The organism is Paraburkholderia azotifigens, assembly GCF_007995085.1.
Classification (GTDB): Bacteria; Pseudomonadota; Gammaproteobacteria; order Burkholderiales; family Burkholderiaceae; genus Paraburkholderia; species Paraburkholderia azotifigens.
Window position 1 is genome coordinate 1,940,127 of the sequence record NZ_VOQS01000001.1, and the last position, 17,496, is coordinate 1,957,622.

At 64.5% G+C, this 17,496-nt stretch carries 16 protein-coding genes; 7 read left to right on the forward strand and 9 right to left on the reverse strand.

From position 1 onward, the window contains the following. Positions 1-197: 197 nt before the first annotated feature. The 3 genes from dacB to FRZ40_RS08645 all read left to right on the forward strand — a co-directional run bounded on the left by dacB (position 198) and on the right by FRZ40_RS08645 (position 4,367). Positions 198-1,877, forward strand: a complete 1,680-nt coding sequence (gene dacB, locus FRZ40_RS08635) for a D-alanyl-D-alanine carboxypeptidase/D-alanyl-D-alanine endopeptidase (protein WP_147233873.1) — start codon at positions 198-200, stop codon at positions 1,875-1,877. Positions 1,878-2,076: 199 nt separating this feature from the next. Next, positions 2,077-3,006 carry a sterol desaturase family protein gene (locus tag FRZ40_RS08640; RefSeq protein WP_147233874.1) on the forward strand — a complete coding sequence of 310 codons (930 nt, stop codon included), beginning with the start codon at positions 2,077-2,079 and terminating at the stop codon, positions 3,004-3,006. A gap of 158 nt (positions 3,007-3,164) precedes the next feature. Further along, complete coding sequence (locus tag FRZ40_RS08645) at positions 3,165-4,367, forward strand: SGNH/GDSL hydrolase family protein (RefSeq protein ID WP_028364526.1); 1,203 nt, start codon at positions 3,165-3,167, stop codon at positions 4,365-4,367. A 90-nt stretch (positions 4,368-4,457) separates the two neighbouring features. Here FRZ40_RS08645 and FRZ40_RS08650 read toward each other — a convergent pair whose 3' ends face one another. The 9 genes from FRZ40_RS08650 to FRZ40_RS08690 form a co-directional block, all read right to left on the reverse strand. Continuing rightward, entirely contained in the window at positions 4,458-5,501 is a 1,044-nt protein-coding gene (locus FRZ40_RS08650; RefSeq protein WP_147233875.1) for an L-threonylcarbamoyladenylate synthase, read from the reverse strand. A gap of 12 nt (positions 5,502-5,513) precedes the next feature. Next, entirely contained in the window at positions 5,514-6,722 is a 1,209-nt protein-coding gene (locus FRZ40_RS08655) for a 5-(carboxyamino)imidazole ribonucleotide synthase (protein ID WP_147233876.1), read from the reverse strand. Between the two features lie 86 nt (positions 6,723-6,808). Then, positions 6,809-7,318 carry a 5-(carboxyamino)imidazole ribonucleotide mutase gene (purE, locus tag FRZ40_RS08660; RefSeq protein WP_028364523.1) on the reverse strand — a complete coding sequence of 170 codons (510 nt, stop codon included), beginning with the start codon at positions 7,316-7,318 and terminating at the stop codon, positions 6,809-6,811. A 24-nt stretch (positions 7,319-7,342) separates the two neighbouring features. Next, positions 7,343-8,233, reverse strand: a complete 891-nt coding sequence (locus FRZ40_RS08665; protein WP_028364522.1) for a phosphoribosylaminoimidazolesuccinocarboxamide synthase — start codon at positions 8,231-8,233, stop codon at positions 7,343-7,345. Positions 8,234-8,410: 177 nt separating this feature from the next. Beyond that, entirely contained in the window at positions 8,411-9,475 is a 1,065-nt protein-coding gene (fba, locus tag FRZ40_RS08670; protein ID WP_028364521.1) for a class II fructose-bisphosphate aldolase, read from the reverse strand. 252 nt (positions 9,476-9,727) lie between these two features. Further along, on the reverse strand, positions 9,728-11,164 hold the full coding sequence (gene pyk, locus FRZ40_RS08675) for a pyruvate kinase (RefSeq protein ID WP_028364520.1): 1,437 nt from the start codon (positions 11,162-11,164) through the stop codon (positions 9,728-9,730). Positions 11,165-11,655: 491 nt separating this feature from the next. Then, the gene (locus FRZ40_RS08680; protein ID WP_028364519.1) at positions 11,656-12,849 is read right to left on the reverse strand and encodes a phosphoglycerate kinase; all 1,194 of its coding nucleotides are present in this window, start codon (positions 12,847-12,849) and stop codon (positions 11,656-11,658) included. 214 nt (positions 12,850-13,063) lie between these two features. Then, a complete protein-coding gene (locus tag FRZ40_RS08685; protein ID WP_028364518.1) occupies positions 13,064-13,387 on the reverse strand; it encodes an AzlD domain-containing protein in 324 nt (107 codons plus the stop codon). Next, positions 13,384-14,139: an AzlC family ABC transporter permease gene (locus FRZ40_RS08690; RefSeq protein ID WP_147233877.1), complete on the reverse strand. Its 756-nt coding sequence runs from the start codon at positions 14,137-14,139 to the stop codon at positions 13,384-13,386. Before FRZ40_RS08690 ends, FRZ40_RS08685 begins: the two co-directional genes overlap by 4 nt. A 297-nt stretch (positions 14,140-14,436) precedes the next feature. On the opposite strand from FRZ40_RS08690, the gene FRZ40_RS08695 reads away from it, so the two are divergent. The 4 genes from FRZ40_RS08695 to FRZ40_RS08710 all read left to right on the forward strand — a co-directional run bounded on the left by FRZ40_RS08695 (position 14,437) and on the right by FRZ40_RS08710 (position 17,468). Continuing rightward, a complete protein-coding gene (locus FRZ40_RS08695) occupies positions 14,437-15,360 on the forward strand; it encodes a branched-chain amino acid transaminase (protein ID WP_028364516.1) in 924 nt (307 codons plus the stop codon). A gap of 71 nt (positions 15,361-15,431) precedes the next feature. Then, positions 15,432-15,626: a zinc-finger domain-containing protein gene (locus tag FRZ40_RS08700; RefSeq protein WP_028364515.1), complete on the forward strand. Its 195-nt coding sequence runs from the start codon at positions 15,432-15,434 to the stop codon at positions 15,624-15,626. A 196-nt stretch (positions 15,627-15,822) separates the two neighbouring features. Continuing rightward, positions 15,823-16,848 carry a lipopolysaccharide heptosyltransferase II gene (gene waaF / locus FRZ40_RS08705; RefSeq protein ID WP_028364514.1) on the forward strand — a complete coding sequence of 342 codons (1,026 nt, stop codon included), beginning with the start codon at positions 15,823-15,825 and terminating at the stop codon, positions 16,846-16,848. Between the two features lie 173 nt (positions 16,849-17,021). Continuing rightward, positions 17,022-17,468 carry a nuclear transport factor 2 family protein gene (locus FRZ40_RS08710; protein ID WP_028364513.1) on the forward strand — a complete coding sequence of 149 codons (447 nt, stop codon included), beginning with the start codon at positions 17,022-17,024 and terminating at the stop codon, positions 17,466-17,468. The last annotated feature ends 28 nt before the right edge of the window (positions 17,469-17,496 follow it).

The window sequence follows — 17,496 nt, forward strand, 5'->3', positions numbered from 1 at the left end:
GTCACACAGCGCGTGACGCATGCGAAACACACGGCATCATTTTTTTCGCGACGTCATCGCAACTCTCTACAATGAGCGCTTTGCACGGTGCGGCCGGTATTTCCGCTCTGCAATACTGTTGACTGGCCCTTGCATTTGCCTTTCCGCGCAGACCGATTCAGGCTGCCACGCGCCGCTATTTCGACGATTTTCCGTACATGCCGCTCGCCTTCGTTTCACTTGCTTCGTCGTGTGCCTGTTCGCTCGGGCGCCGCTTCAGGACGCTCACGTCCGCTCACGCTGAGCCGGCGGCTTCGTTGTCCGCAAACCGTCGCGCAGCATCGCGCGCCGCCGCCGTGCTGTTTGCATGCGCCGCGCTCGCTGTCGCCGCGCCCACACCCGCTCACGCGCGCAAGAAAGCACAGCAGCCCGCCGTCAACGTCACCACCGTGCTGCCGCCTGCCATGATGGCGGGCCTGCAGCGCGCGCACGTGCCGCTGTCGTCGATCAGCGTGGTGGTCGAGAAAGTCGGCGACCGCACGCCCGTGCTCGCGCTGAACGCCGGCAAGCCGATGATGCCCGCGTCGACGATGAAGCTCGTCACCACCTACTCCGGCCTGTCGATGCTCGGCCCGGACTATCGCTGGAAAACGACGGCCTACGCGCAAGGCAGCGTCGACGGCAGCGGCGTGCTGCACGGCAATCTTTACATCCAGGGCACAGGCGATCCGAAGCTCGTGCCGGAAGAGTTGATCGATCTCGTGCAGAAGATTCACAAGGCGGGCATCACGGGCATCGACGGCGCGCTCGTGCTCGACAAGCGCTTCTTCGATCCGTCGACGCGCGACCTGCCCGCCTTCGACGACGACGCCAACGCGCCGTACAACGTCGGCCCCGATCCGCTGCTGTACGCGTTCAAGTCGCTGTCGTTCACGATGTCGCCGTCCGACGACGGCAAGGTGCAGATCGACGTGCTGCCCGCGCTCGCGCAACTGCAGATCGACAACGAACTGCGCGCGACGCGCGGCCCGTGCCGCGGCGAACTTGTGACGCCGGCCGTCACGCCCGCCGCGAATGGGGTCGTCAATGCGTCGTTCATCGGCGACTATCCGATGCGCTGCGGCGAGCGCACCGTCAACGTGGCCGTGCTCGATCACACGACGTTCTTCGCGGGCGGCTTCCTCGCGCTGTGGCAGCAGACGGGCGGCACGTTCAACGGCACGACGCGCGAAGGCCCTGTGCCCATCGACGCTAAACTCGTCGCGACACATCGGGGGCCGATGCTGTCGGACATCGTTCACGACATCAACAAGTTCAGCAACAACACGATGGCGCGCAATCTGTTCCTGACGATCGGCGCCGTCATGAACCGGCCGCCCGCGACGCCCGCGAAGTCGGCGGATGCAATCGAATCGTTCCTGCATCGCAGCGCGATGCCGATGGAATACCTGAGCCTCGACAACGGCTCGGGCCTGTCGCGTGAAGAGCACATCACCGCGCTCGCGCTCGCCGACCTGCTGCAAAGCGCGAACGCGAGCCCCGTCGCACAGGTATTCGTCGATTCGCTGCCCGTGGTCGGCGTGGACGGCACGATGCGCAATCGGCTCACGTCGAAGCCCGTGAACGGCAACGCGCACATCAAGACGGGCACGCTGCGCGACGTGCGCGCGATCGCAGGCTATGTCGCCTCGGCCGACGGACAGAGCTATGTCGTCGTCAGCCTGATCAACGATCCGCACGCGGAAGCCGCGCGCGCCGCGCACGACGAACTGCTCGAATGGGTCTATCAGGGCCCTTCCGCGATGCTCGCCAGCACGGCCAACCCCCAGCCCGCCGAAGCCACGCAGGAGTCTCACCGCAAAGCCAGGAAAAACCCTCAGCGCCGCGGCGCGCACTGAGGATTCCTTCTATTGAAGCGGTGCCGGCGCGCCGCTTCGCGTTGTACGCTGTCGCCCAGTATCAAAATTAAGCGCAGACAAACATGCATGATGGCGCACGCAGCATGCGCCATCGGCAGAACAGCGCGGCATTCAAACAATAAAGACAATGCCGGCTTCCCGTCGAGGAGGCCGCAGGGATCCTCGGAGGGAGACGTCAATGCAATTCGATGCCGAATTGCTTCTGCTCGGCATGGCGCCCATCTTTCTCGCGTGCATCGGCTGGGAAGCGTGGCACGCGCGGCGCGCACGTTCCGATGCGCGCATGTACAGCTGGCGCGACACCTTGTGCAACACCGCGCTCGCACTGATGCACCAGGGCGCCGACAAGCTCGCGTGGCTGTTCGTGATTCCCGTCTATGCGTATTGCTACGCGCACTACCGGCTGCTCGACTGGCATGCGGGCTGGATATCGTTCGTCGTGCTGTTCGTCGCGCAGGATCTGCTCTATTACGTGTTTCACCGCTGCAGCCATCGCGTGCGCTGGCTGTGGGCCGCGCATGTCGTGCATCACTCGTCGGAACGCATGAACTTCTCGACGGCGTTTCGCCAGAGCCTCATGTATCCCGTCGCGGGCATGTGGGTGTTCTGGATTCCGCTCGCCTTGCTCGGCTTTCCGCCGAAGCAGATCGTCGGCATCGTGCTGATCAATCTGGCGTTTCAGTTCTTCGTGCATACGCAGTCGGTCGGCACGCTCGGCTGGCTCGAATACGTGCTCAACACGCCGTCGATCCATCGCGTGCATCACGCTCGCAACGACCGTTATATCGACCGCAACTACGCGGGCGTGCTGGTGATCTGGGACCGGCTGTTCGGCAGCTATGTCGAAGAAGATCCGCGCGAGCCGCCCGTGTACGGCATCGTCGAGCCGCTTTACACCTTCAACCCGCTCAAGGCGACGTTTCATGAATGGGCGTCGATGGCGCAGGACTTCGTGCGCGTGCGCGGCTGGCGCAACCGGCTCAGCGCGCTGTTCGCGCCGCCAGCCTGGGCCGCGCAGTATCACGCGAGTTTGAGCGGCGCCAGCGATGCCAGCGATGCCCATGAGACTGCCGGGCAAGGACAACACAACAATAACGGAGCCGTCTGAACGGCTCATCGAATAGCAGGGCAACAAGCAGAAAAACAGGCAGCAGGCAGGGAAGGTTTTGCAGGCCGACGCCGTGTCCACGCGATGGCGCGGCCCGCAACAGATGGCGCACGAGACACATCGCTCGAAGCCAGACCATACGAGGAGATAAGGATCTTATGAAGCAAGCATCAAATAACACTGGCGTCGTGCGTTTCGCGCGGATCGCCGTCGCATGCGCGGCATTCGCGACGCTCGTCGCTTGCGGCGGCGGCAGTGACAACAACAATAACAACAACGCGAGCAGCACGCCGGCGGGCGGGGTCAAACTGCAGGTCGTGTCGTTCGGAGACAGCCTGTCGGACGTCGGCACCTATTCGCCCGTGATCACCGCGAGCTTCGGCGGCGGCCGCTTCACGACGAACCCCGGCGAAGTGTGGACGCAGAAGATCGCCGAATACTACGGCGATACGCTGACGCCGGCATACGTCGGCGGCTTCGGCAAGGCGCTCGTGGCCAATGGTGGCTTTGGCTACGCGCAGGGTGGCTCCGACGTGTCGCGCACGGACGGCAACGGCTACGCGCCCAACAATCAGGCGGCAACGACCTGGCCGGTGACGAAGCAGGTCCAGCAATATCTGACCGATCACGGCAGCTTCAATTCGAATCAGCTCGTGCTGATCAACGGCGGCGCCAACGACATCTTGCAGAACCTGTCGACGATGCTGACCACGATCTCAACGCAGGTCGCTCAACTCACCGATCCGACCCAGGCGCCGCTGGTGGTCCAGTCCGTCGCCCAGAGCACGGTCGGTCCGATGGCGCAGGCGCTTGCGGTGCAGATCGGTACGCTTCTCAAGAGCGGTGCGACGCACGTCGTCGTCATGGATGTGCCCGATATCGGCAAGACGCCGCTCGCCGCCAGCCTTGCCGCGCAATTGAACTCGACGCAGGTGCCGACGGTGATTTCGGGCATTGTCGCGACGTACAACGGCGTGCTGCAGCAGGCGCTGGCGGCGGGCGGCCTGACGAACAAGGTGATCTACGTGCAGACGAGCGACTGGCTCACGCCGCTGCTCGCCAATCCGTCGGCACAAGGTTTCAGCAACACGACGGGCACGGCCTGCAACATCACGCAGATGGCTGCGAACGCGACGGCGTACGCGACGGCGAACCCGTCGGTGCTGGTCGGCGGCATGACGGCGGCGCAGTACGGCCAGCAATTCGCGTCGTCGCTGTTCTGCTCGCCGAATACGCTGACGGTCGCGGGCGCGGACCAGTCGTACGTGTTCGCCGATACGATCCACCCGACGACGCATGCGCATGCTGCATTCGCGACGCTCGTCGAAGGCAAGATCGCGGCGTCGGGTCTGGGCAAGTAAGCGCTCTACCCGGCTTCTTCCGATGCAAAAAAGCCCGGCTCTTGCGAGCCGGGCTTTTTGTTTTCGGGCGTCTGCTTCGCTACGAAAGCGTCAGGCCTCGTTCGCCTCGAAGGCAGCCGCTGCACGACCCAGCCGGTCGTTGACGGCGATCCATTCGATGGTATCGGGCAACTTCTCGATCAGGATGCGCGACACGTTCGCGCGATCCAGCGCGCGCAGCAAACCATAAAGATCGCGCGCATACAGATGCGGATCTTCCGGCGCGGCGACGAAATGTACGTCCGCCGCTTCCGCCCAGCGCCCTGCGCGCGACGAGCGCGCGACCAACGCCACGCGCTCGCCGGGAGCGCGCGCAGCCAATAGCGGCTCGAGCACGTCGAAGGGCAGCAACGCAAGCGGCGTGCGCGGCGCATAGTGCGCCTTCAGCGTGCCGGACGCACGCGGCGCGCTCGCGTCCGAACCATCGGGCAGGCGCGGCATTTCGCCGAGCACGTCGGCAATGTCCTGCGGCGTCACATGCCCCGGCCGCAGCAGCGCCGGAAAGCCGCGCGACAAATCGACGATGGTCGATTCGATCCCCACGTCCGACGACCCGCCATCGAGCACGTGAATCGTGTCGCCGAACTCGTCGCGCACATGTTGCGCCGTAGTCGGGCTGACGTGACCAAAGCGGTTTGCCGACGGCGCCGCCACGCCGCCATGTCCATTGCGCAACGCGCTGAACGCCGCGAGCAGCGACTGCGCGACAGGATGCGACGGACAACGCAACCCGACGGAATCCTGGCCACCGCTCACCGCTGCCGGAATATGCGCGGCACGCTTGAGAATTAGCGTAAGCGGACCCGGCCAGAACGCGTCGATCAGACGCTGTGCTTCGGACGGCAACTGCGCGACCCAATAGTTCGGATCGCCGTTCGGCGCCAGATGGACGATCACGGGATGATTCGCCGGCCTGCCCTTCGCCGCATAAATGCGCGCGACTGCATCAGGACTTTCGGCATCGCCTCCCAGCCCATACACGGTCTCGGTAGGAAACGCGACGAGTTGTCCTGCATCGAGCAGCGCTGCCGCGTGCGCGATCTCGTCGGCGCCGACGCTCGACGCCACGTCGGCAGGTTTCGTTTGATCCGGCATAAGGGCTTGTGCTCAGTTCGTCGGGATATGCAGCAGACGCGCGCAGTCACGCGCCGCCGAACGCGCATGCTCGAGCGTCGCGGCCGTGAAATTCACATGACCCATCTTGCGGCCGGGCCGCGCTTCTTCCTTGCCATACAGATGCAGGCGCGCTTCCGGCATCGCGGCGACTTCATGCCACGGCGGCGTGACGGCGGCCGTAGGCTTGTCGCCCTTCGCGTTGACCGGGAACCACACATCGCCGAGGATGTTCAGCATCACGGCGGGCGAATGCTGACGCGTATCGCCGAGCGGCATGCCCGTCATCGCGCGCACCTGCTGTTCGAACTGGCTCGTCGCACAGGCGTCGACGGTGTAGTGGCCGGAGTTGTGCGGACGCGGCGCCATTTCGTTCGCAACCAGCGTGCCGTCTTCCAGAATGAAGAACTCGACGCACAGCACGCCCACATAACCGAGCTTGTCCGCGATCTGCAGCGCGGCCTGCTGTGCCTGCTCGACGAGCGTCGCGTTCGCGTCGGGTGCGGGCACGATGGTGTGCGACAGCACGCCGTTGCGATGCGTGTTCTGCGCCAGCGGATACACGGCCGAGCAACCCGTCGCGCCGCGCGCGATCAGCGCCGACACTTCGAATTTCAACGGCAGACGCTTTTCCAGCACGGTCGGTACGCCGCCCAGCGACGCATACGCCGCGCGCACTTCGGCGGCGCTGCCGACGCGCACCTGGCCCTTGCCGTCGTAACCCATGCGCGCCGTTTTCAGAATGCCGGGCAGCACGGCTTCGAGTGCGGCGTCATCCAGCGCGGCCAGCGCGTCCGATGTTTCGATCACGACGTGCGGCGCAACAGGCACACCCGACGACGCGATGAAGCGCTTCTCCGCGATGCGGTCCTGCGCGACGGCGACACAGCGCCCCGCGGGACTCACGAAGGTCGTGCGCGCGAGGAAATCCAGGCTCGCGGCAGGGACGTTTTCGAATTCGGTCGATACCGCCGCGCACAGCCGCGCGAGTTCGGTGAGGGCCGCTTCGTCGTCATAGGCGGCGCGCAGATGGCGATCCGCGACAGCGCCCGCCGGGCTGGTCTCGTCGGGATCGAGCACGGCGACGCGATAGCCCATCGCCTGCGCGGCAAAGCAGAACATGCGGCCCAACTGGCCGCCACCAACCATGCCGAGCCATGCGCCGGGCATAATCGGTGAAACGGGAGTGTTGTCTGGATTCATCTTGGTGGTCGGTCGCGGCCGACGTGGGGATCGGCCGAGTGAAACATTGAACGGCGAAGTGGAACGGCTACGTCGAACAACTGCGGTTACAGCGGGGGCAGCGTCATTGCGTGAGCCGCCTCGTTCTGGCGCACGCGGAACGCGGCGAGCTTCTCCGCATATTCCGGCGACGTGCCCGACAGCAGCGACACGGCGAACAGCGCCGCATTCGCCGCGCCCGCTTCGCCGATCGCGAAGGTCGCGACGGGCACGCCCTTCGGCATCTGCACGATCGAATGCAGCGAATCGACGCCCTTCAGGTACTTGCTCGCGACAGGCACGCCCAGCACGGGCACCGTCGTCTTCGCGGCGAGCATGCCCGGCAGATGCGCCGCGCCCCCCGCGCCCGCGATGATCGCGCGGATGCCGCGTTCGCGTGCGCTTTCAGCATAGGCGAACATTTCGTCCGGCATGCGATGCGCGGACACGACCTTAGCTTCGTACGGCACGCCGAATTCCTGCAGGATCGCGACCGCGTTCTTCATCACTTCCCAGTCGGAGCTGGAACCCATCAGCACGCCGACGACGGGCGCGCTGTGCGTGTGTGCTTCACTCATGTTGTCTTTCCGTATGCGATGCGCTCAGTCGAGCTTCTGTCCCGTGAGGCGCTCGAGCGCTTCCTGATACTTCTCGGCCGTCTTCGTGACGACTTCGTCCGGCAGCTTCGGTGCGGGCGGCTCTTTCTTCCACGGCTGGGTTTCGAGCCAATCGCGCACGAACTGCTTGTCGAAGGACGGCGGGTTGGTGCCGACCTGGTACTGATCCGCCGGCCAGAAGCGCGACGAGTCCGCCGTCAGCGCTTCGTCCATCAGATACAGCTTGCCGTGCTCGTCCAGACCGAATTCGAACTTCGTGTCGGCGATGATGATGCCGCGGGTTGCCGCGTAATCGGCCGCTTCCTTGTACAGGCGGATCGAGATGTCGCGGATCGTCGCCGACAGCTCGGTGCCGATGCGGCGCTCCATCTCTTCGTACGTGATGTTTTCGTCGTGATGGCCCATCTCGGCCTTGGCTGCCGGCGTGAAGATCGGCTCGGGCAGCTTCTGCGCGTTCTGCAGGCCTTCGGGCAACTGCACGCCGCACACGGCGCCCGTCGCCTGATAGTCCTTCCAGCCGCTACCGGCCAGATAGCCGCGCACCACGGCTTCGACGAGAATCGGCTCGAGGCGCTTCACGACTACCGCGCGGCCCTTCACCTGCTCGACTTCTTCAGGCGCGACGACGGTTTCGGGCGCAACGCCCGTCAAATGATTCGGCACGACGTGCTTGAGCTTGTCGAACCAGAAGTTCGCCATCTGGTTCAGCACGCGACCCTTGTCCGGAATCGGCTCGCCCATGATGACGTCGAAAGCGGACAGACGGTCCGTCGTGACGATCAGCAACTGGTCGTTGCCCACCGCGTAGTTGTCGCGGACCTTGCCGCGGCCGAGCAACGGCAGCGAGCGGAGCGTGGATTCGTAGAGGGTAGACATCGTCGTGATTCGCAAAAATGGGCCTGAAACTGCCCGAACTAAAGGGAAACAGCAAAAGGGAAACGCCGTTCCCCGGATATTGCGGGAACGGCGATCTGACGACAACCTGGCCGGATGGCCAGGCGCGCACGACTGCGTACGGCATACGGGCGGCCCGGAAGCGCGCCCGCCTGCCGCCTAGCGAACGACTTGCGCGAGTTCGCCCGCCTTGTACTTCTCAGCGATCTTGTCCAGCGAGACCGGCTTGATCTTCGACGCCTGGCCTTCGCAGCCGAACGCCAGATAACGGTCCACACAGACCTTCTTCGCGGCTTCGCGAGCCGGCTTCAGATAGTCGCGCGGATCGAACTTCGACGGATTTTCCGCCAGGTAGCGACGGATCGCACCCGTGATGGCCAGACGCAGATCGGTGTCGATGTTGATCTTGCGCACGCCATGCTTGATGCCGATCTGGATTTCCTCGACGGGCACGCCGTACGTTTCCTTCATGTCGCCGCCGAATTCGCGGATTTCGGCCAGCAGTTCCTGCGGCACCGACGACGAACCGTGCATCACCAGGTGCGTGTTCGGAATGCGCTCGTGAATCTCGCGGATACGCTGAATGGACAGGATATCGCCCGTCGGCTTCTTCGAGAACTTGTACGCGCCGTGCGACGTGCCGATTGCAATGGCGAGAGCGTCGCACTGCGTGAGCTTCACGAAGTCGGCGGCCTGCTCGACGTCCGTCAGCAGCTGCTCGCGCGTCATCGTGCCTTCCGCGCCGTGGCCGTCTTCCTTGTCGCCCATCAGCGTTTCGAGCGAGCCGAGCACGCCCAGTTCCGCTTCAACCGTCACGCCGATCGAATGCGCCGCTTCAACGACCTTGCGCGACACCTCGACGTTGTACTCGTACGACGCGACCGTCTTGCCGTCGGCTTCGAGCGAGCCGTCCATCATCACGCTCGTGAAGCCGCTGCGGATCGCGGCCATGCAGACTGCGGGCGACTGGCCGTGGTCCTGGTGCATCACGACGGGAATGTGCGGATACGATTCAACGGCCGCTTCGATCAGATGACGCAGGAAAGGCTCGCCCGCGTACTTACGCGCGCCTGCCGAGGCCTGCATGATCACAGGCGCGTTGACCTGATCGGCTGCCGCCATGATTGCCTGCACCTGCTCCAGGTTGTTCACGTTGAATGCCGGAAGGCCATAACCGTGTTCGGCGGCATGGTCCAGCAGTTGACGCATTGATACGAGAGGCATTGATTACTCCATAGATTGAAACGAAATCTGTGCCGACGGCATCTATTTGTGCAGTTTCGTGCAATTTTATCGCGAAGCAGACCGTGTCCCGAGCGCACTCTCCCAAACCGTGTGCGCCACCTCTCTTTGGGGACACGGCGTTCTGCTTCACGCGTGCCGTTCGGTTTTGCCGTTGTTCCTCAACGTAACGGCTTGCTTTAACTCGCTCTCACGGCGGTTTATGGCTGGCTGACTGTCAAGCTCATGTCAACCTCAGACCGGCTCGCCGACACGCACGATCTTCAGCGTGTTCGTGCCGCCCGCCTGGCCCATCGGCTCGCCGACGGTCAGCACGACCATGTCGCCGCGCGCCGCGTAGCCCTTGCCGACCACTACTTCGAGCGCCTGCGCGAGCGCGATGTCGCGGTCGCTGCTGGTATCGAGATGCAGCGGCGTGACGTTGCGGTAGATCGCCATTGCGCGCTCGCTGCCCGTGCGGGGCGTGAGCGCGAAGATCGGCACGTGCGTCCAGTGACGCGACATCCACAGCGCCGTCGAGCCCGACTCCGTCAGCGCGACGATCGCCTTGGCGCCCAGGTGATACGCGGTGAACAGCGCGCCCATTGCGATCGACTGGTCGATGCGCGTGAACGTGCGGTCGAGGAAATCCTTGTCCAGTTCGACGTGCTCGGACTTCTCGGCTTCGACGCAGATGGCCGCCATCGTCTCGATGGTCTGCACCGGGTACTTGCCCGCCGCCGATTCCGCCGACAGCATCACGGCATCCGTGCCGTCCAGCACCGCGTTCGCGACGTCCGACACTTCCGCGCGGGTTGGCACGGGCGCGTGGATCATCGATTCCATCATCTGCGTGGCCGTGATCACGAACTTGTTCATGTCGCGCGCCATCTTGATCATGCGCTTCTGCAGCGCGGGCACGGCCGCGTTGCCGACTTCGACGGCGAGGTCGCCGCGCGCGACCATGATGCCGTCCGATGCTTCGAGAATGCCTTGCAGCGCCGGAATGGCCTCGGCGCGCTCGATCTTCGCGATCATCTTCGGCTTGATGTTGTACGGCGCGCCCGCGATGTTCGCGAGCTGGCGCGCCATTTCCATGTCGGTCGCGTTCTTCGGAAACGACACGGCGACGTAGTCCGCGCCCAGCGACATCGCCGTGCGGATATCTTCCATGTCCTTCGCGGTCAGCGCCGGCGCCGTCAGGCCGCCGCCCTGGCGGTTGATGCCCTTGTTGTTCGACAGGTCGCCGCCGATCTTCACGACCGTGTGAATTTCGTTGCCGATCAAGCGCGAGACGGTCAGCACGATCAGGCCGTCGTTCAGAAGCAGCGTGTCGCCTGCCCGCAGGTCGCGCGGCAGATCCTTATAGTCGAGACCGACGCGGTCGTCGTTGCCGAGCTCGCAGTCGGCATCGAGGATGAAGGTGTTGCCGGCAATCAGCGTCGTCTTGCCGTTTTCGAACTTGCCGACACGGATCTTCGGGCCTTGCAGATCGGCCATGATGCCGACTTCGCGGCCTGCCTGCCGGGCCGCTTCACGTACGAACTCCGCGCGTTGACGATGGTCGTCGGCGGTGCCGTGCGAGAAGTTGAGACGCACCACGTCGGCGCCCGCCTGAATCATCTGCAGCAGGATGTCCTGCGTGCTGGAAGCGGGTCCGATGGTTGCGACAATCTTGGTGGCGCGATGCATGAGTCTCCTCGTCTGGATGAGATCGCTGGGATGAACGTTGGGAGTCGGATGCGGAGGCTGCGCAACGACAGGTGCTACATGGGGTGGTGCGCCGTTCGTTCCCTTCGAACCTTGAAGGCCCGGCGTCGAATCGTGGGGAGCTGCTGCGATCTTCGATGCCTGCGGCTGGGTGACTTCCTGAGTCGTTTCAGCTGCGGGCAAGGATTCGTCGGCTTCGGTGTGCGAGGCGAGAGACACCGTTGCGGTTGAACCGGCTGTTTCGTCTGTGTTGTCTGCGGCTTCGACGACAGCCAGTCCCGTATTCTGATCTGCTTGCGTCACGGCTGCGGTCTGTGCCACTGGCGCGTGATCGTATTTCTGCTGCGAGGCCGCCTGTTCAGCGGCCTCCCGGTGCAGCGCATCTGCGGAGCGCGCTGCGCGCTCCCCTGCCGCTGCCGTGCGCGACGCGTTGCGCGTCTTCTGAGGCTTGTTGGGGGAGCGCGTCGCCATTATCAGGCCCGCGATTCCAGCACTGCGACTGCGGGCAGCTTCTTGCCCTCGAGGAATTCGAGGAATGCCCCGCCGCCCGTCGAGATATAGCTGACCTTGTCGTGGATGCCGTACTTGGCGATGGCCGCGAGCGTGTCGCCGCCGCCTGCAATCGAGTACGCCGACGACTTCGCGATCGCTTCAGCCAGCGTCTTCGTGCCGTTGCCGAACTGGTCGAACTCGAACACGCCGACGGGGCCGTTCCAGACGACCGTGCCCGCCTTTTCGAGCTGACCGGCGAGCGCCTTTGCCGTTTCCGGTCCGATGTCGAGGATCATGTCGTCGTCTTCGATGTCGGCGACCTGCTTGACGGTGGCTTGCGCCGTCGCCGCGAATTCCTTCGCCGTCACGACGTCCGACGGGATCGGCACCGATGCGCCGCGCGCCTTGGCCGATTCGATGATTGCCTTCGCTTCGTCGACGAGATCCGCTTCGACCAGCGACTTGCCGATCTTCAGGCCGGCCGCGAGCATGAACGTGTTCGCGATGCCGCCGCCGACGATCAGCTGATCGACCTTGTCGGCGAGCGACTTCAGGATGGTCAGCTTGGTCGACACCTTCGAGCCCGCGACGATTGCCACGAGCGGGCGCTTGGGCGAGCCGAGCGCCTTGCCGAGCGCTTCGAGTTCGGCGGCGAGCAGCGGACCCGCGCAGGCGACGGCCGCGTACTTCGCGATGCCGTGCGTGGTCGCTTCGGCGCGGTGCGCGGTGCCGAACGCGTCGTTCACGTACACGTCGCAGAGCTTCGCCATTTTTTGCGCGAGCTCGTCGGAATCTTTCTTCTCGCCCTTGTTCACGCGGCAGTTTTCGAGCAGCACGACCTGGCCGGGCGCCACGTTCACGCCGTTTTCGACCCAGTTCTGCACGAGCGGCACGTCGCGGCCGAGCAGTTCGGCGAGACGCTTCGCGACGGGCGCGAGGGAATCTTCAGGCTTGAAGTCGCCTTCCGTCGGGCGGCCCAGGTGCGACGTGACCATGACGGCCGCGCCCGCGTCCAGCGCGGACTTGATGGCGGGCACGGAAGCGCGGATGCGGGTGTCTTCGGTGATGTTGCCGGCGTCGTCCTGCGGCACGTTCAGGTCGGCGCGGATGAAGACGCGTTTGCCGGATAGCTTGCCTTCGGCGATCAGATCGGAGAGACGCAATACCTTGTTCATGATTGATATGCGGTTGATTGGAAGGCGGTGCGGACGCTGCGCGAATGGCCTCTCGCGAACGGTGCCGGCGGCTTCGCGCGTGATCCGGAAGACAGGTATTTTAACCGATCGACAGATCGATCTAAGCCGATCCTGGCGAATCCCAGTATTTGCCGGTGACAGCGGGCGCTGCGCGATATTGCAGCGCAGCATCGGCAACTGCCTGCAGGTGGCATCAGAACATCAGCCGCAGCGCCGTGAACACCAGCATCCCCACCACAATCGTGCCGAGCATAGTCCGCCGCCACATGAACCACGCGAGGCCCGCGAGCGTGCCGTACAGCTCGTGATTCGAGAGCGCGATGGATACGCCGCTGTCCGTCACGGCCACGTCCGGCACGACGACGGCCGCCAGCGCCGCCGCGGGTGCGTAACGCAGCATCCGTTGTGCGCGCTCCGGCAGCACCGTGCGCTCACCCCCGATCAGAAACAGCGCGCGTGTCAGCGCTGTGACAAACGTCATGCCGATGATCGCGAGCCAGATTTGCAAGGTGCTCATTGCACGTCTCCCGAGCTTCTCGTGTTGTTGCGGATGCGGCGCAGATCGGCGCGCTCGACCATGGCATCGGCGGCCGTGCCCGCGATGATGGCCGTCACGACGGCAAGCGGCAGCGCCAGACGGTACGGCAGATCGAACGCGATCAGCGCGACGATGCCCGCGACGCTCACGGCCGCCAGGGTGGAGCGCGACGAGATCGCCGACACCATCACGGGCAGCAGCGCGAGCGTGCCCGCGAGCGAAAGTCCCCAGTTGTCGGGAAACAGGCTCGCGAGCAGGATGCCGATGACCGACGACACCTGCCACGACAGCCAGCTCGCGATCGCCATGCCCCAGAAATACGCCTCCTTGCCGGGCACATAGCCATGCTGGAAGCCCTTCTTCTGGAACAGCAGATAGATGACGTCGCCGTTGAAGTAGCCGACCAGCAGGCGCCGGTGCAGCGGCAGATAGGAGAAGTGAGGGGCGAGGCCCGCGCTGAAGATCACGAAACGCGTATTCACCATCGCGGCCGTCAGCAGGATCGTCCAGAGAGGCAGCTTGGCGAGCATCAGCGGCAGCACGGCCAGTTGCGACGAGCCCGCGTAGACCAGCAGCGACATCGCGAGCGACTGCGGCACGGTCATCACCGACTTGCTCATCGCGACGCCCGTCACGAGGCCCCAGGAGAAAATCGCCATCAGCGTCGGCGAATAGGCGCGCGCGCCATCACGGAAGGCACGGCGGTCGAGTTCGGACAAGCGAGCGAGCATGAGACGGATGCGGCGCGGCGCGACGAACGCGACAAACGCCACGATGGCAGGAGGTCAGCGCCAGATCGTGAAGCAGCCGCTGGCGCATGCGGTTTTGTTTTCAGCAACCGCCGGATTATAGCGTCCAGGGTGCCCGCGAATGCCCGTTGCTTGTGCAAAAGACGCTAAAATATCGCTTTTCGCCGCATGGCGCGCCTGCATCTGTCTTGGTCGCGCCATGCTCCGATTACCCCAATCCGGCGTCACGATCAGACGTCAGAGTCCGAACCCGCGAACCCGCACTGCCTGGAGAACCGTATGTCAATGGCCGACCGCGACGGCAAGATCTGGATGGATGGCAAGCTCATCGATTGGCGCGACGCCAAGATCCACGTCCTCACCCATACGCTGCACTACGGCATGGGCGTCTTCGAAGGCGTGCGCGCCTACAAGACGGCCGACGGCGGCACGTCGATCTTCCGCCTGAACGAGCACACCAAGCGCCTCCTGAACTCGGCCAAGATTTTCCAGATGGACGTTCCGTTCGACCATGAAACGCTCGCCGCCGCGCAGCGCGAGGTCGTCCGCGAGAACAAGCTGGAATCGTGCTACCTGCGCCCGATCATCTGGGTCGGTTCGGAAAAGCTGGGCGTGTCGGCCAAGGGCAACACCATCCACGTCGCGATCGCCGCGTGGCCGTGGGGCGCGTACCTCGGCGAAGACGGCATCAGGAAGGGCATCCGCGTGAAGACCTCGTCGTTCACGCGCCATCACGTGAACGTGTCGATGGTCCGCGCGAAGGCGTCGGGCTGGTACGTCAACTCCATCCTGGCCAACCAGGAAGCCACGGCCGACGGCTACGACGAAGCGCTGCTGCTCGACGTGGACGGCTACGTGTCCGAAGGCTCGGGCGAAAACTTCTTCCTCGTGAACAACGGCAAGCTGTACACGCCCGACCTGTCGTCGTGCCTCGACGGCATCACGCGCGACACCATCATCACGCTGGCGAAGGACGCGGGCATCGAAGTGATCGAAAAGCGCATCACGCGCGACGAAGTCTATACGTGCGACGAAGCCTTCTTCACGGGCACGGCCGCCGAAGTCACGCCGATCCGCGAACTCGACAACCGCACGATCGGCTCGGGCACGCGCGGCCCGATCACGGAAAAGCTGCAATCGGGCTTCTTCGACATCGTGAACGGCAAGAGCGAGAAGTACGCGCACTGGCTGACCAAGATCTGAATTCCGCGGGCGCGGCATCGGCAAAATTGAGCCGGCCGCGCCCGTTCTCTGCATACAACGAGAAAGTCCCTATGAGCGAAATCAAGGAAATGCCGCTGGTCGAACTGTCGGCGAAAGATCTTCCTGCGTATTGCCCGAATCCGTCGATGCCCCGCTGGAGCAACCATCCGCGCGTCTTTATCGACGTGACGCACGGCGAAGCGCGCTGCCCCTACTGCAGCACGCGCTACAAGCTGAAAGACGGCGAAGTGATCAAGGGCCATTGAGCCGCTGTTCGCTCCGTCTGCCGCAAGGGCTGCGGCGTCGCGCGCCGCCTGGCGCCTCGTCAGGCCATCGGAAAGCTGAACTTTCCGCCCGCGCGCGCCGATATAGCCTGGGCTGCAGTTCACTATCCCTGACAACCTCGGCACCGCACGTCTTGAGCGCGCGGCGCCCTATTTTCGACATCGGAAACTCACCCTGATGCGTCGCGCGTTGGTTATCGCACCGAACTGGATCGGTGACGCATTGATGGCGCAGCCTTTGTTTGCGCGCCTCGTGAAATTGCATCCGCGCATCGCGATCGATGCCGTCGCGCCCGCGTGGGTCGCGCCCGTGCTCGAACGGATGCCGGAAATCCGCGATGTCTACGCCACCGATCTCGCGCACGGCAAGCTGCAGATGCTGCGCCGCTGGCAACTGGCCAGCGACTTGCGCGACGTCGGCTACGACGCGGTCTACGTACTGCCCAATTCGCTGAAATCCGCGCTGATTCCGTGGATGGCGGGCATTCCGCTGCGCATCGGCTATACGGGCGAAAGCCGCTACGGTCTGTTGAACGTGCGGCACGCGAATCCGCGCAAGGACGAACGTCCGCCCATGGTCGGCCAATACGCGGCGCTCGCTTACGCGCCCGGCGCGAAAGTGCCCGAAGATCTCGCGCCGCCCCGGCTCGACGCAGACCTGAACGAAGCAGCGCGCGTGTCGACGCGTTTCAATCTGGATACGCGCGTGCCGCTGCTGGTCTTCTGCCCCGGCGCCGAGTACGGCCCGGCGAAACGCTGGCCGCCCGAGCATTTCGCGGCGCTCGCGCAGATGGTCGGCCAGTCGTTCCCGTACACCAAGATCATCGCGCTCGGCTCGCCGAAGGACGCGCCCATCGCCCAGGCCATCGCCGACCGCGCGCCGAACGTGCGCAACCTGTGCGGCCAGACGGCGCTGGGTGAAGCCTGCGCGCTGATCTCGCGGGCGAGCGCCGTCGTCACGAACGACTCGGGGCTGATGCACGTCGCGGCCGCACTGCGCAGGCCGCTCGTTGCCGTGTATGGATCGACCGATCCGCGCCACACACCGCCCTTGTCGGACCTCGCAAAGGTACAATGGCTGCATCTCGAGTGCAGTCCGTGTTTCCAGCGCGAATGTCCGCTGGGTCATCTGAACTGTCTGCGGCAACTGAGCGCCGAACAGGTATTCGACGACCTGCGCGGCATGTTGCTCGCGCAGCGCTGATCGTCCGGCATCGAACGGTCGGCTGCGACATCGGTCGAGCTTCGCGCGGGCGCCGTCCCGCGTGCATCTGCGGCGTCATGCTCGCGTCTTGCGGCGCGAGCATGCTGGCGGATGGCCTGCTGCACACCACTGACCCGCAACCGCGCGCGCAGCGCGCAAGAGACTGACGAGCCATGCCACGTTTTGCCCACATCTTCGAAGCCGCTGCGGACACGCTGAACGCTTATTACCAGGCGGTCGCGGAGGTCAATATCGACAGTTTGATGGGCCTGTGGATCGACGAGGAATTCGTCAGCTGCATCTGCGCCGACGGTTCGCATCTGCATGGCCTCGACGCAATCCGCTCGGGCCTGACCATTCAGCTCGAAGCGCAGCCCGTGTCGATCGAGCCACTCGACATCCGCGTATACGATAGCCTCGGCACCGTGGTCTATGCGATTGCGGAAGCGCACCGCCCGGCCGACCCGGCCGCCGTGCCGTCCATGATCTTCACCACCTACGTGATGGTCCACGAGCGCGGCGAATGGAAGATCGCGCATATCCACGCGAGTGCGATGCCGAACGAAACGGCTACTCAGTTTGCTGCCAAAATGAGACATGGTCAGGGCGCGCTGCATTGACGCGTTCCGCGAGACCAGCCTGAAAGAA